The sequence below is a fragment of the Streptomyces sp. CA-111067 genome (assembly GCF_050956065.1).
Taxonomy (GTDB): domain Bacteria; phylum Actinomycetota; class Actinomycetes; order Streptomycetales; family Streptomycetaceae; genus Actinacidiphila.
In genome coordinates this window covers 6,249,302-6,263,726 of the sequence record NZ_CP192103.1, presented here as the reverse complement: position 1 = coordinate 6,263,726, position 14,425 = coordinate 6,249,302, and the positions used below count along the sequence as shown (strand labels likewise).

At 72.7% G+C, this 14,425-nt stretch carries 8 protein-coding genes; 3 read left to right on the top strand and 5 right to left on the bottom strand.

Annotation, left to right across the window (positions count from 1 at the left end):
• Positions 1 to 41 precede the first annotated feature (41 nt).
• From ACQPW6_RS27720 to ACQPW6_RS27710, 3 genes are all read left to right on the top strand, one after another.
• Complete coding sequence (locus ACQPW6_RS27720; protein WP_433892402.1) at positions 42 to 755, top strand: response regulator transcription factor; 714 nt, start codon at positions 42 to 44, stop codon at positions 753 to 755.
• The gene (locus tag ACQPW6_RS27715) at positions 752 to 1,843 is read left to right on the top strand and encodes an ATP-binding protein (protein ID WP_433892401.1); all 1,092 of its coding nucleotides are present in this window, start codon (positions 752 to 754) and stop codon (positions 1,841 to 1,843) included. The genes ACQPW6_RS27720 and ACQPW6_RS27715 overlap by 4 nt, the downstream gene beginning before the upstream one ends.
• Positions 1,844 to 2,101: 258 nt before the next feature.
• Complete coding sequence (locus ACQPW6_RS27710) at positions 2,102 to 5,968, top strand: multifunctional oxoglutarate decarboxylase/oxoglutarate dehydrogenase thiamine pyrophosphate-binding subunit/dihydrolipoyllysine-residue succinyltransferase subunit (protein ID WP_433892400.1); 3,867 nt, start codon at positions 2,102 to 2,104, stop codon at positions 5,966 to 5,968.
• A 90-nt stretch (positions 5,969 to 6,058) separates the two neighbouring features.
• Here the strand turns inward: ACQPW6_RS27710 and fxsT are convergent, their stop codons facing one another.
• From fxsT to ACQPW6_RS27685, 5 genes are all read right to left on the bottom strand, one after another.
• A complete protein-coding gene (gene fxsT, locus ACQPW6_RS27705) occupies positions 6,059 to 9,031 on the bottom strand; it encodes an FxSxx-COOH system tetratricopeptide repeat protein (protein ID WP_433894686.1) in 2,973 nt (990 codons plus the stop codon).
• Between the two features lie 530 nt (positions 9,032 to 9,561).
• The gene (locus ACQPW6_RS27700; protein WP_433892399.1) at positions 9,562 to 10,821 is read right to left on the bottom strand and encodes a CHAT domain-containing protein; all 1,260 of its coding nucleotides are present in this window, start codon (positions 10,819 to 10,821) and stop codon (positions 9,562 to 9,564) included.
• 151 nt (positions 10,822 to 10,972) lie between these two features.
• Positions 10,973 to 12,877: a hypothetical protein gene (locus ACQPW6_RS27695; RefSeq protein WP_433892398.1), complete on the bottom strand. Its 1,905-nt coding sequence runs from the start codon at positions 12,875 to 12,877 to the stop codon at positions 10,973 to 10,975.
• Positions 12,874 to 13,887, bottom strand: coding sequence for an AAA family ATPase (locus ACQPW6_RS27690; protein ID WP_433892397.1), 1,014 nt, complete (start codon positions 13,885 to 13,887; stop codon positions 12,874 to 12,876). Before ACQPW6_RS27690 ends, ACQPW6_RS27695 begins: the two co-directional genes overlap by 4 nt.
• Complete coding sequence (locus tag ACQPW6_RS27685) at positions 13,884 to 14,261, bottom strand: CU044_2847 family protein (protein ID WP_433892396.1); 378 nt, start codon at positions 14,259 to 14,261, stop codon at positions 13,884 to 13,886. Before ACQPW6_RS27685 ends, ACQPW6_RS27690 begins: the two co-directional genes overlap by 4 nt.
• Between the last annotated feature and the right edge of the window lie 164 nt (positions 14,262 to 14,425).

Genomic DNA, 14,425 nt, shown 5'->3' with positions numbered 1-14,425 from the left:
CGTACGCTGCCGGTATTCCATGACGATTTTGTGGGGCGGAATTGGACGGCACGCAGACGACAGGCGCGCAGCGCCGGGTGCTGGTGGTCGAGGACGACCAGACCATCACGCAGGCCATCGCGGCCCGGCTCCAGGCCGAGGGGTTCCAGGTGCGGACCGCAGGCGACGGCCCCTCCGCGGTGGAGGCGGCCCACTCCTGGCTGCCCGACCTGCTGGTACTCGACGTGATGCTGCCGGGCTACGACGGCCTGGAGGTGTGCCGCCGGGTGCAGGCCGACCGGCCGGTGCCGGTGCTGATGCTCACCGCGCGGGACGACGAGACCGACATGCTGGTGGGCCTGGGCGTCGGCGCCGACGACTACATGACCAAGCCGTTCTCGATGCGCGAGCTGGCCGCCCGGGTGCACGTCCTGCTGCGCCGGGTGGAGCGGGCCACCGCCGCCGCGCAGAGCCCGCGCGGCGCCAGCATCCAGCTCGGCGACCTGGAGATCGACCACGCGCAGCGCCGGGTCCGGGTGCACGGCGGTGACGTGCACCTGACGCCGACCGAGTTCGAGCTGCTGGTCTGCCTGGCCCAGCAGCCGCGCGCGGTGCTCTCCCGCGAGCAGCTGCTCGCCGAGGTGTGGGACTGGGCCGACGCCTCCGGCACCCGCACCGTGGACAGCCACGTCAAGGCGCTGCGCCGCAAGATCGGCGCCGACCGGATCCGTACCGTGCACGGCGTCGGCTACGCGCTGGAGACGCCGGCGCCATGACCGTCTGGTGGCGCCGGCTGCGGCGGCGGATCTGGGCGGCGCTGCGGCCGTGGGACCCGTACCGCTCGATCAAGGCCGCGCTCCAGCTGCTGGTCATCGTCTCGGTGCTGATCACCACGCTGCTGGTGATCGTGGCGATCCACTCGGACACCGAGGTCCGGGTGATCACCATCTTCTCGATCATCGCCTCGCTGCTGATCACCCAGATCGTGGCCAACGGCCTGACCGCCCCGCTGCGCGAGATGACCGCGGTGGCCCGCGCGATGGCCGGCGGCGACTACAGCCGCCGGGTGGCCCGCAGGCGCCGGGACGAGGTCGGCGAGCTGGCCGAGACCTTCAACTACATGGCCGCCGACCTCGCCGCCGTGGACCGGCACCGCAAGGAGCTGGTGGCGAACGTCTCACACGAGCTGCGCACCCCCATCGCGGCGCTGCGCGCGGTGCTGGAGAACGTGGTGGACGGGGTGTCGGCCGCCGACCCGGAGACCATGCGGCTGGCGCTCCAGCAGACCGAGCGGCTCGGCAAGCTGGTCACCCAGCTGCTCGACCTGTCCCGGCTGGACAGCGGGGCGGTCCGGCTGGAGGCCAAGCGGTTCGAGGTGTGGCCGTACCTGTCGGCGGTGATCAAGACCGCGAGCCTGGGCATGGAGGGCCGGGCGGTGCCCGGCTCCCGGTCCAGGCCGCGGGCCGACGTGCATCTGCACCTGGACGTCTCGCCGCCCGAGCTGACCGCCTACGCCGACGGCGAGCGGCTGCACCAGGTGGTGGCCAACCTGGTGGACAACGCGGTCAAGCACAGCCCGCCGGGCGGCCGGGTGACGGTCAGGGCCCGCCGCGGCCCGGTGCCCGGCAGCCTGGACCTGGACGTGCGCGACGAGGGCCCGGGCATCCCCGAGGCGGACCGGGTACGGGTCTTCGACCGATTCAGCCGCGGCTCGCACCCGGGCAGCGACGGCGGCACCGGGCTGGGCCTGGCCATCGCGCGCTGGGCGGTGGATCTGCACGGCGGCCGGATAGAAGTGGCTGAATCTCCCCGTGGGTGCCGGATACATGTCACTCTTCCGGGAGTCGGCGCGGCGCAACATTGACGCCGCACGGTCACGGGCCGGGCGCTCGCCAGGCAGTCGTCAGGCGCCCATCGGCCACCGGCAGGGCAGCGCCGGAGCACACAGACTCCGGCGACGCTCAGAAGGGACCAATTTCCCGCCAGGAACGGCCCCGAAACCAGACTTCGGGTGTGACATGCGCGACGACTGGCCCCCGGGCCTGCATCGACCCGTCCGGTAGGCGTAGCCTTTATTTCCGCTGTCCACCATCTTGTGAAGCGGAAGAGGGCGGTTGCCGCCGTGTCGTCACAGTCCCCCAGTAGCTCTAGTGTCTCGACCGACCACGAAGGGCAGGGCGAAGGCCCCGCAGCGGGTTTCGGCCCGAACGAGTGGCTCGTCGATGAGATCCACCAGCAGTACCTCCAGGACCCGAACTCGGTAGACCGAGCCTGGTGGGACTTCTTCGCCGACTACAAGCCGGACGGCTCCGCCGCGCCGGCCGCGCCCGCCGGCCAGGGCGGCGCCTCGGGCGCCGCCAAGCGCGCCACCGCCGACACCAACGGGGTCGCGCAGCCGCAGGCCCCCGCACCGGCAGGTTCCGGCCAGGACCGGACCAGCGCGCCGGCCCAGGCCGCGGCGCCGGCGGCCCCGCCGGCCCAGGCCCCCGCGCAGGCGCCGGCCCCGCAGCCCGCCAAGGCGGCGGCCCCCGCCACCGTCCCGCCGCCGGCTGCCGCGCCCAAGGCCGCCGCGCCCGCCCCGGCCGCGAAGGCCGCCGCGCCGGCGCCGGCCGAGCCGGCCACCGAGTACGTGCCGCTGCGCGGCCCGGCCGCGGCCGTGGCGAAGAACATGAACGCCTCCCTGGAGCTGCCGACCGCCACCTCGGTCCGCGCGATCCCGGTGAAGCTGCTGTTCGACAACCGGATCGTGATCAACAACCACCTCAAGCGCGCCCGCGGCGGCAAGGTCTCCTTCACGCACCTGATCGGGTACGCGATGGTGCAGGCGCTCAAGGCGATGCCGACGATGAACCACTCCTTCGCCACGAAGGACGGCAAGCCGACGCTGGTCAAGCCCGAGCACGTCAACCTGGGCCTGGCCATCGACCTGGTCAAGCCCAACGGGGACCGGCAGCTGGTCGTCGCGGCGATCAAGAAGGCCGAGTCGCTGAACTTCTTCGAGTTCTGGCAGGCCTACGAGGACATCGTCCGCCGGGCCCGCAACGGCAAGCTGACGATGGACGACTTCTCCGGCGTCACCGCCTCGCTGACCAACCCCGGCGGCCTGGGCACCGTGCACTCGGTGCCGCGGCTGATGCCCGGCCAGTCGATGATCCTCGGCGTCGGCTCGATGGACTACCCGGCCGAGTTCCAGGGCACCTCGCAGGACACCCTGAACCGGCTCGGCATCTCCAAGGTCATGACGCTGACCAGCACCTACGACCACCGGGTGATCCAGGGCGCCGCCTCCGGCGAGTTCCTGCGGATCATGAGCCAGCTGCTGCTGGGCGAGAACGACTTCTTCGACGACATCTTCGCCGCGCTGCGCATCCCCTACGAGCCGGTGCGCTGGCGCACCGACATCGACACCGCGCACGAGGACGACGTCACCAAGGCTGCCCGGGTCTTCGAGCTGATCCACTCCTACCGAGTCCGCGGCCACGTGATGGCCGACACCGACCCGCTGGAGTACCGGCAGCGCAAGCACCCCGACCTGGACGTGCTGGAGCACGGCCTGACGCTGTGGGACCTGGAGCGCGAGTTCGCGGTCGGTGGCTTCGCGGGGAAGTCACTGATGAAGCTGCGCGACATCCTCGGCGTGCTGCGCGACTCCTACTGCCGGACCGTCGGCGTGGAGTTCATGCACATCCAGGACCCCAAGCAGCGCAAGTGGATCCAGGACCGGATCGAGCGGCCGCACGCCAAGCCCGAGCGCGAGGAGCAGCTGCGGATCCTGCGCAGGCTGAACGCCGCCGAGGCGTTCGAGACCTTCCTGCAGACCAAGTACGTCGGCCAGAAGCGCTTCTCGCTGGAGGGCGGCGAGTCCGTCATCCCGCTGCTCGACGCGGTGATCGACGCCGCCGCCGAGTCGCGGCTTGACGAGACCGTGATCGGCATGGCGCACCGCGGCCGGCTCAACGTGCTGGCGAACATCGTCGGCAAGTCGTACGCGCAGATCTTCCGGGAGTTCGAGGGCAACCTCGACCCGAAGTCGATGCACGGCTCCGGCGACGTGAAGTACCACCTGGGCGCCGAGGGCACCTTCACCGGTCTGGACGGCGAGCAGATCAAGGTCTCGCTGGCCGCCAACCCCTCGCACCTGGAGGCGGTCGACCCGGTCGTGGAGGGCATCGCCCGCGCCAAGCAGGACATCATCAACAAGGCGGGCACCGACTTCACGGTGCTGCCGATCGCGCTGCACGGCGACGCGGCCTTCGCGGGCCAGGGCGTGGTGGCCGAGACGCTCAACATGTCGCAGCTGCGCGGCTACCGCACCGGCGGCACCATCCACGTGGTGATCAACAACCAGGTGGGCTTCACCGCCGCCCCGGAGTCGGCGCGCTCCTCGATGTACTGCACCGACGTGGCGCGGATGATCGAGGCGCCGATCTTCCACGTGAACGGCGACGACCCGGAGGCCGTGGTCAGGGTGGCCCGGCTGGCCTTCGAGTTCCGGCAGGCGTTCAACAAGGACGTCGTGATCGACCTGATCTGCTACCGGCGCCGCGGGCACAACGAGTCGGACAACCCGGCGTTCACCCAGCCGCTGATGTACGACCTGATCGACAAGAAGCGCTCGGTGCGCAAGCTCTACACCGAGTCGCTGATCGGCCGCGGCGACATCACCCTCGAAGAGGCCGAGCAGGCGCTCCAGGACTACCAGGGGCAGCTGGAGAAGGTCTTCACCGAGGTCCGCGAGGCGGCCTCCGCGCCGGCCGAGGAAGGCGAGTCGCAGCAGGACACGCTGCCCCCGTTCCCGGTGCGCAAGCCGACCGCGATCTCCGCCGAGGTGGTCAAGCGGATCGCCGAGTCGCAGGTGAACATCCCCGCACACGTCACCGTGCACCCGCGGCTGCTGCCGCAGCTCCAGCGGCGCGCGGCCATGGTCGAGGACGGCACGATCGACTGGGGCATGGGCGAGACGCTGGCGATCGGTTCGCTGCTCCTTGAGGGCACCCCGGTCCGGCTGGCCGGCCAGGACTCGCGGCGCGGCACGTTCGGCCAGCGGCACGCGGTGCTGATCGACCGGGAGACCGGCGACGACTACACCCCGCTGCTGTACCTGTCCGACGACCAGGCCCGGTACAACGTCTACGACTCGCTGCTCAGCGAGTACGCGGCGATGGGCTTCGAGTACGGCTACTCGCTGGCCAGGCCGGACGCGCTGGTGCTGTGGGAGGCGCAGTTCGGCGACTTCGTCAACGGCGCCGCCACGATCGTGGACGAGTTCATCTCGTCGGCGGAGCAGAAGTGGGGCCAGACCTCGGGCGTCACGCTGCTGCTGCCGCACGGCTACGAGGGCCAGGGCCCGGACCACTCCTCGGCCCGGATCGAGCGCTTCCTGCAGCTGTGCGCGCAGAACAACATGACGGTCGCGGTGCCCTCCACCCCGGCCAACTACTTCCACCTGCTGCGCTGGCAGGTGCACAACCCGCACCACAAGCCGCTGATCGTCTTCACCCCGAAGTCGATGCTCCGGCTCAAGGCGGCGGCGTCGAAGGCCGAGGACTTCACCAACGGCGAGTTCCAGCCGGTGATCGGCGACACGACGGTGCGGCCCGACGAGGTCCGCAAGGTGGTCTTCTGCTCGGGCAAGGTCTACTACGACCTGATCGAGGAGCGGGAGAAGCGCGGCGCGACCGACATCGCGTTCATCCGGATCGAGCGGCTGTACCCGCTGCCGGGTGTCGAGATCCAGGCCGCGGTGGCGCCGTACACCAAGGCGCAGAAGTTCGTCTGGGCGCAGGCCGAGCCGGCCAACCAGGGCGCCTGGCCGTTCATCGCGCTCAACCTGATCGACCACCTGGACCTGCTGCTGGGCGCGGCCCCCGACAACGCGGACCGGCTGCGCAGGGTGTCCCGCCCGGCGTCGTCCTCGCCCGCGGTGGGCTCCGCCAAGCGGCACAAGTCGCAGCAGGAAGAGCTGATCGACGAGGTCTTCGAGATCTGACGTTCCTGGCAGAAGCAACGGCCGGTGGCCCGGAACCCGCTCGTGGGTACCGGGCCACCGGCCTTTCTGCTGCCGCCGGTCGGGGGCCGCTCAGGTGCTGAACGGCTCGAAGTCCCAGTAGGGCTGGGTACGGGCGCGGGCCGCGACCGTCTGCGGGTGCCGGGAGCCGAGGGTCTCGGCCAGGTCCGACAGCGCCTTCTTCTCTATGTCGTCGGCCTCGCCCAGCCGGCGCAGGTTGCGCAGGCCGGCGGCCTGTTCGATCCGGCAGGCCAGCGTCAGCGGGTGCCGCGCGCCGAGCCTGGCCGCGGCCTTCTCGGCCGTGCCGCGGCTGAGGTCGGCCGCCGTCCCGGTGTAGGAGAGCCGTCGGCGCAGACCCGCCACGTTCAGCGCGCAGCCCAGGGTCCACGGGTGCTCGGCGCCGACCGCGCGGGTCATCGAGTCGAGCGCCTCCTCCAGTTCGCCGAGCGCCTGCCCGAACTCGCCGACTGCGGCCTGCACGAGGCCGTGGTTGGCCAGCGTTCCCGCGTTGTACGGGTGCCCGGGTGACAGCGTCAGCCGGTACGTCCGCAGGGCGACCTCGCACAGGTCGCGGGCCCGGTCCAGGTCGCCGTGCTCCCGCTCGAAGCCGGCCAGGCTCACGGAGATGCCGACGGTCAGCGGTTCACCGGCGCCGAGCACCCGTTCCGACCGTTCAAGCAGCCGGGCCAGCAGGTCGCCCGCGCGCGGCTGGTCACCGCTGCGGTAGTAGCAGAGCGCCAGGTTGTGGTCGGCCCGCAGGGTCTGCGGATGGTCCGCGCCGAGCACCGAGCGGTGCGCCTCGCTGTTGCGCTCCTGGACCGAGGTGGCCTGCTCGTAGCGGCCCAGCAGCCGCAGGTCGTGCGCGAAGGAGTTCTCCGACGACAGCGTCCAGTTGTGCCGGTCCCGCAGCAGGCTGCGGCGGGCCTCCATGGTCTCCTGGTCGAGCTGCAACGCGTCGGAGTAGCGGCCGAGCAGCCGGTAGCTGACGGCGATGTTGTTCTGCGCGCTGAGAGTGCGCGAGTCGTCCGGGCCGAAGAGTTCGGCGTAGCCGTCCCGGGCGAACTCGGCCAGTTCCAGGGCCTCCTGGTACTTGCCGAGACTGCGCAGGTCGGCCGCGAGGTCGCCGGCCGCCCGCAGAGCGGCCCACTCGCTCTCGGGGCCGGCCGCCTGAAGCCGTTCCAGCGCGACCCGGTCGAGGCGCTCGGTGGCGGAGTAGTCGCCGGTGGCGCGCAGCAGGTTGGCCCGGTGGTGGATGAGGTCCCACCACCGGCTGTCGTCGGGCAGCGGCCGGTCGCCCCACTCCTCGGCGACGGTCTCGGCGATCTGCACCCCGCTGCGGTACTCACCGGAGAGGTAGAGGTAGCGCAGGCAGTTCAGCACCGTGGCCTGCACCTGCGGGTCGGTGCTCCGCAGCGACCGCGAGGCCTCCAGGTGCGGCACGATCTCGGCGTAGCGCGGCCACAGCCGGGCGTCGGTGGGCCGGCCGGGGTCGGCGGCGGCCAGGATCCCGCGCACCGCCCGGGAGTAGACGGCCCGCTCCTCCTCGCGCATGTCGTTGCGCACCGCCTGGTAGACCAGCCGGTGCATCTGGATGACCTCGGTGGAACCGGCGTCGGCGGAGCCGGCCTGCCCCGGGTCGGACTGCACCACCGACCACTGGTTGAGCTTTCCGATGGCCGCCTCCCACAGCAGCGGATCGCTCATCAGCCCGGACAGCTGCCGGGGCATGTCGGGGATCGGCGTATCGCGCAGCATCCGGACCGGCAGCGGTCCCGGGGCGAAGAAGACGCACAGCCGCAGCAGGTCGACGGCCTCCGGGTTGTCCTCGCGCAGTCGGTTCAGCAGGATCGAGAAGGCCGTGTAGTACGTCATCTGGAAGTCGGCGGCCACGGTCAGACCGGGCTCGGCGTCGGTGCCGTGCCGCAGCAGTTCGAGGTACTCGTCGACCGGCATGGTGGAGTCGTTGAGCGCGCCCGCGTTCTGGTCAAGGGCCAGTGCGAGGTCGCCGAGCGCCTCGGCCAGCCGGTTCGCGTCGGCGTCGTCCAGGCGGGGCGCGCGGCGGCGGACGAAGGCCACCGACTCGTCCCGGTCGTAGACGGGTACTTCGATCAGCGCGCTGTTGTGCTCGCCCCAGTCACGGTTCTGCGAGGTGATCAGGACGTGCCCCGGTCCGGTCGGCACCAGGTCGTGCACGTCCTCCGGCTGGTCTGCCCCGTCCAGTACCAGCAGCCAGCGGAAGTACGGGTCGCCGCGCCGCAGGGCGTCCCGTACCGCGCGCAGCCGCTCGCCGTACTCACGGCCGGTCACCAGGCCGAGCGCGGGCGCCAGGCCGGCCAGCTTCTCGCGCAGCGTGCCGCGCTCGGCGGCCCTCGCCCACCACACCACGTCGTACTCGGGGCCGAACCGGTACACGTACTCGGTCGCGATGTGGGTCTTGCCGACCCCGGACAGGCCGAGCAGCGTCACCACCCCGGCCCCGGGTTCTGCCTGGCTCAACTCCTCGTAGAGCTGGGCGAGCAGCGCCTCGCGGCCGGTGAAGCGGGGGTTGCGGCGCGGCACGCCGCCCCACACGGCGGGCCGGTCCAGCGGGAAGCGCGAACGGCCGCGGCCGGGAGAGGCGTCCGGGTCGGGGGCGGACGTGACGCCCAGCCGGGACAGCAGCCGCCGCTCGGCCTCGGCGGCGTCCTGCCCCCACAGTTCGGCGGCGTCCAGCATGTCGGCGACCGGCAGCGGACCGGGCGTGACCGCGACGGCGGCGAAGCGCTCGCTGTCGCGCGGCAGGGTCACCCGCAGGGCCTCGTTCCACTCCTCCTGCGACCGGTTGCCGAGCCGGAAGTACCACTCGCTCAGCACCATCAGCACCCGGCCCTCGGACAGCAGCAGATCGTCAAGACCCTGCTGGACGCTGCCGCCGGCCGTCACGTCCCAGCGCTGGAGCACCACCCGCAGGCCGTGCTGCTCAAGCCGTTCGGCGATCCACGAGGCCCAGGCCCGGTTGTAGCCCGCGAAGCTGATGGTGACGACGTTCTCATCCCGTAACGGCACGGGGGCCTCCTCCGGTCGGTGCTCCGACTCCCGCTCCTGGCCGGCCACTTCGGGCTCGGGTCCCGGTTCGGGTCCGGTCTCCTGCGGTTCGCGTTCCCGCTCCCGGCGCGGGCCGGGCACCGGGACGGCGACCACTCCCGGCGGCTCCTGCGCCGGGTCGGTGCCGCCGGCCGGCAGCACCTCGACCGGCAGCCGCTCGGTGCGGACCGGCACGCCCCAGCCGTTGGAGATGGACAGCAGCAGCGCGCCGGGGCCAGGGGTGCCCACCGCCGTCACCACGAACCTGGCGGGACCGTAGGTGTCGCCGAAGCGGTGCAGCACCACGCTGGGCGGCCCGAGCGCCTCGCAGACGAACCGCGGGTGCCCGTCGAGCGTCACCCCGAAGGTGAACTCCTCCTTCTGGTAGGGCCATTCGACACCGGGGCCCGCGCCGCGCAGGTCAACCGTGACCAGATACGCCTGGCCGGTCTCCGCGGTCCTGAACCGGCTGACGACCGGTTCGACGCGCAGCGGCGCGTCGCCGTCGGCGCTCACGCCCGGTCCTCCCGCGGTCCCGGCGGCCCGGCCGCGTGCCGGGCGCCCGGGGCGCTCGCGGCGCTGGGGGCGAGCCGCAGGGTGGTCAGCGGATGGCCGTAGTACACGTACATGAACTGGTAGAGGAAGCTCAGGACTTGGCGCTGGCCCTCGCGGTCCACCGCGCCGTCGCCGAGCTTGGTGCGGGGCAGCGGGTCGGGCAGCCCGGCGGCGGCCCCGGCTCTGAAGTCCCGCAGCATCCGGGCCAGCGGCTTGCCGGGGGTGCGGACGGCGTGCTCCACCAGCCGGGCGAGCAGCGCGCGGGCGGCGGTCTCGCCGACCTCGCCGCGGGTGGCGATGCACGCGGTGGCGCCCTTGCGCAGGAAGAGCTCGGAGAATCCGCGCAACGCGTCCTCGCCGCCCGCCCTGTTGTCCACCAGCCGGCCCGAGTGGCAGACGTTCAGGCACACCAGCGTGCTCCGGCCGCCCAGCGCGGTCATCGCCGGCTCGTCCATCTCGTACCAGGTCAGCAGGCCCGCGGTCAGGTCGTCCACGTCCTTGCCATAGGTGCCGTGGCAGCCCATGTAGACCAGGCCGAGGTCCCGGTCGGGGCCGTCGAGCGAGGCGAGGAAGGTGTCCACGTCGCCGTGCCGCTCGTGCCGGAACGGCTGGAAAGCATCGGCGTCCGGCCACATCCGCTGGTCGAAGTAGCCGACGACCTCGCCGGTGCAGTGCGCGGGCGGGTCGAGCAGCGAGCGGTCCAGCTCCCTGATGGTGGTCCAGCGGGCGACCGGCACCAGCGCGCCCAGCGAGCCGGCCGGCGGGTCGCCGGGCTCCTCCGCGCCGAGCCAGAGCATCTCCCACGGGATCTCGTAGTCGGTGTCGTCCCACACCACCAGGTGCAGGTCGTCGCCGTACCGGGCGCGCAGCTCGTTGAGCCAGCGCACCAGCGGGCGCTGCCGCCGGGACCAGTCCAGGACGGCCCGGTAGAACTGGGTGGGGAAGGCGCCGTCCGGCCTGATCCGGCCGAGGCTGATCTTGAGCGGCGGCAGTTGCGGTCCGGTGCTGTACGGCGGTACGTCGTCGTCACCGTCGCTGCCGGCCGCGCCGCTGAGCACGTACGCCTGGTTGCCGTCGCTGTCCCTGACCCGCTGGACCAGGAGTCTGGCCAGGCCGTGCGGCAGCCGCTCCGCGGGGTCGGCGGGGAAGCTGCCGAGGGTGTCCTGCTCGGTCGACGCCGCCCGTGGCGCCGGGCTGCCCTCCTCGGCCGGCGGCATCGACGTCCCTGCCGGGTACGGCGGTTGCGGCTTGCGCGGTGCGTTCGGCGACGCCAGACGGGGCTGCCGCGGTAGCCCCGGCAGCCGCGGCAGTCGAAGGCCGGCGGCCGGGCTGCCGCCGGTCAGCCAGCCGGCGCCGGGTCTAGTCCGCTTAGGAGGCACGATCCGGTTCCCGTCCGTGGTCAGGAAACACGGTCAGCCTCCGGCGGTCGTCAAGTGTGGTCCTGGGTCCCGCCGCCACGACCCCGCCCATCGCCTCGGCGAGGTCGAACGGCAGCCCCGCGTAGGGGCGGGCGCCGACGTCGACCACGATCGACCGCAGCCGCATCTGGCCGAGCGCGCTCAGCTTCACGGCCTGCCCGAGCGCGTCCTCGACTCCCCGCCGCCCGGCCGGGCCGTCCAGTCTGCCGGTGAGGCTGTAGTCGAGCGGGACGTTGCCGCGGCCGTCGGTGACGGCCACCAGCCATGTTTCGGTGATGGGCGCCGGCTGCTGCTGGAACGCCCGGCGCACCAACTGGTTAGCCAGCAGCAGGCCGTGGGCCAGCGGCGTGGCCCGGCCGGGGCGGCGGTGCAGAGCGACGGTGAGCCGCGGATCGAGCACGTTGCGGGCGCTGAACGCCTCGGCCCGCAGCTCGTCCGGGGCGTCGCCGGCGCCGACCTGCACGACCACAACACGCGACCTGGCCACGTACGCCCAGCCCAAATAGGGCTCAAGGGTCTCCTGCCACTCCCAGTCGGCACGGCAGGTGTGGTCGAGCAGCAAGACGAGCAGCCGCTCGGGTTCTGCGGCCCGTTCGTAGCCGCGCAGGTCACGGGGGGTGATCGTAAGCCGGTCCCCGGCTCGCCCGCGACCAGGAAGCGCCTGGTTCTTGGCGGCCTCGATCACGGTCGGCACCAGCGCGAGGTCGCCCAAGTCGCGGGCCGGGCGAATACCCAAGACGGCACCGCGCTCGGAGCGGGGACGGGCGGTGCGCCGCCACGCGCCGCGCAACGACGCGTACTCACGCAGAGGCTCAACCACGTCCTCGGGGTAGGGCAGCTTCAGGTCCTGTCCGTCAAGGGCAGAGAGCGGGCCGAGCGCTTCAGCGGGCCCCAGGCCGGCCACGCCGACGGTGCGCTCCTCGGTGCCGGGCCGCGGCCTCTCCTCCGCGGGCTGTTCGGCCGACGGCGAATCGGCGTCCCCGGACTTCTGGAGCGGCCACGGCGCGGCCGACTCCGTCGGCTCCACCGGCCCTGCGACGCTCGGCAGCCCGATCAGATCGGCGGCAGCGGTCACGTGCTCCCGCGTGGTGACCTGGTCGGCCCCGAGCCGGGCCAGCGCTCTGGCCAGCCGGGCCAGCCCCAGGGCACGCCGCTCGCCGCCAGCCTCTCCGGTCAGCTCGATCACCAGCCGGAGCGTGTCGTCGTCAGGCGCGGGCCCCGCGCCGCGCCGCACACTGCTGCGATCCAGCGCGGCGGCCAGCGCGGCGCGTGCCGAGCCGATCCGCCAGACGCCCACCGGGTCAGGCGGCAGCGTCAGGTCCTGGAGGACCAGCCGCACCGGGAAGCGGTCCAGCAGGTGCTGGGAGACCTGGCCCGCGTCCTCGGTTTGGCAGAAGGCCAGCCAGGCGGCCCGTGGCCGCCACACCTCACTGACCCCGTGCCGTTCGACCGAGGCCACCTCGGCACCGAGCAGGGTGACCGCGGCCCTCGCGGCTGGCATGCTGAGCACTGCCAGGTCGCGCACATGGACCACACGGTCCTGGCCGGCCGGGTCCGCCTCCACCAGATCACCGAGCAGCGTGCTGAACCAGAGCCCCCCGCCTTCCGCTCGCAGCCGGATTTGCGACCACAAGTCGTCCTCCCGCGTCGAGGCCCCCAGCCATACCGGAACAGGCACGGACGCGGCATCGGAACCCCGCTCGGCCATCACCGCCGCGAACAGCTCCCTGACGCCGTCCAGCAGGTCGGTCGGCACGTCGAAGAGCAGGACGCCGCTCAGCCGCTGGTCGAGCGCGGCGCAGCTGAAGGCCCGGAGCAGCCGGCTGAACCCGCCGGCCTCGTCGGCGGCCGTCACGACAGCAGGTCGTCCAGCAGGGCGTGGTCGTCCTGCGACCACACGGCCGAGCCGTTCAGCACCGAATCGGGTCTGCGGTGCCGCAGCGCCAACGGGGCGGTGGCCGCCAGGTGCTCGGTGGTCACCTCGTCGGCGCCGTGCAGCGCGGCGTAGGCGCGGGCCGCGTGCGCCATGACGACCTCGCCGCGGTGGCCGACCGCCTGGACGGCCTCCGCCGCGGCCACGCAGCGCCGCAGGATCGCGTCGGGGGTGCGGACGGCGGGCAGCCGGCGCTGGGCGTCGGCCAGCCGGTCGCGCAGCGCGAGGTCGAGGCGGTGCGCCTCGGCGAGCCAGTCGGAGCGGTGGACGGACTCCGACTGCCGGGCCTTCTGGGCCTGTTCGGTCTGCGCGAGGTCTGTCTGCTCGGCCTGCTCGGCCTGTTCCGACTCGAAGCGCAGCACGGTCCGCAGCATCGCCAGCCGCTCGTCGGCGTCCAGCGGCGCGGCCACGGCCATCAGGCCGAACCGGTCCAGGAGTTGCGGGCGCAGCCCGCCCTCCTCCGGGTTCATCGTGCCGACCAGGCCGAACCTGACCCGGCTGACCTTGTCGATGCCCTCGCGCTGGACGGACAGCACGCCGGTGGAGGCCACGTCCAGGATGATGTTGACGACATGGTCGTTGAGCAGGTTGACCTCGTCGATGTACAGCAGCCCCTCGCGGTGCGCCGCCTCCAGCAGCCCGGTCTTGGCGGTGGCGCGGCCCTGGAGCAGCGCGTCCAGGTCCCAGCCGCCGAGCACCCGGTCGTCGGTGGCGTCGATGGTCAGGGTGACCGGCAGCCGGCCCCGGGCCATCAGCGAGAAGGCGCGGACCACGGTGGACTTGGCGGTGCCGGGCTGGCCGGTGATCAGCACGCCGCCGACGGCCGGGGCGACGTAGTTCAGCTCCAGGGCGAGCTTGAGCTCCTGCTGGCCGACGATCCGGCTGTACGGCAGGATCGCGATGTCGTGCGGGCTGGCTGCGCGTTCGGTCACGAGGCGTCGCCGGGCGTCCAGCGGAAGGTCACCTGTAACTGCGCCTCGGCGCCGGTGGTGACGAGCACCGCGCCGAGCGAGGCGTCCAGCTTGATCGCGAGCTGCACCTCGATCTCGGCGGGCCTGGTGGCCGCCGTGAATCCGCCGAACCGGGCCGCGGCCTCCTCGGCGCACCGCCGGGCCAGGTCGAGGCCGTCGCCGTAGACGTCCCTGGCGACCTCGATGACCCGGGCGGCCGGGTTGGCCCGGGTGTCGACGCCGTCGTAGACACCGGCCGCGCCGTCGCCGTCCGGCACCCCGTCGACCTGGATGTACAGCGGTGCCGCCCCGGCTCCCGGGCCGGGGCTGCTCACTATCGCCATCTGCTCCCCCATGACGGTCCCTGCTCCTGCGGTGCCCCCGCAGCCTTGCGCATTCTGCCCGGCCGGCGCAGCCGGATGCGGAGGTTTCCGCCACTCCGGCCGCGCCGGCCCCGGCCCCGCGGCGGGGCCGTGCCGATCAGGTGCCGATCAGGTGCCGATCACCTGGTCAGCACGTG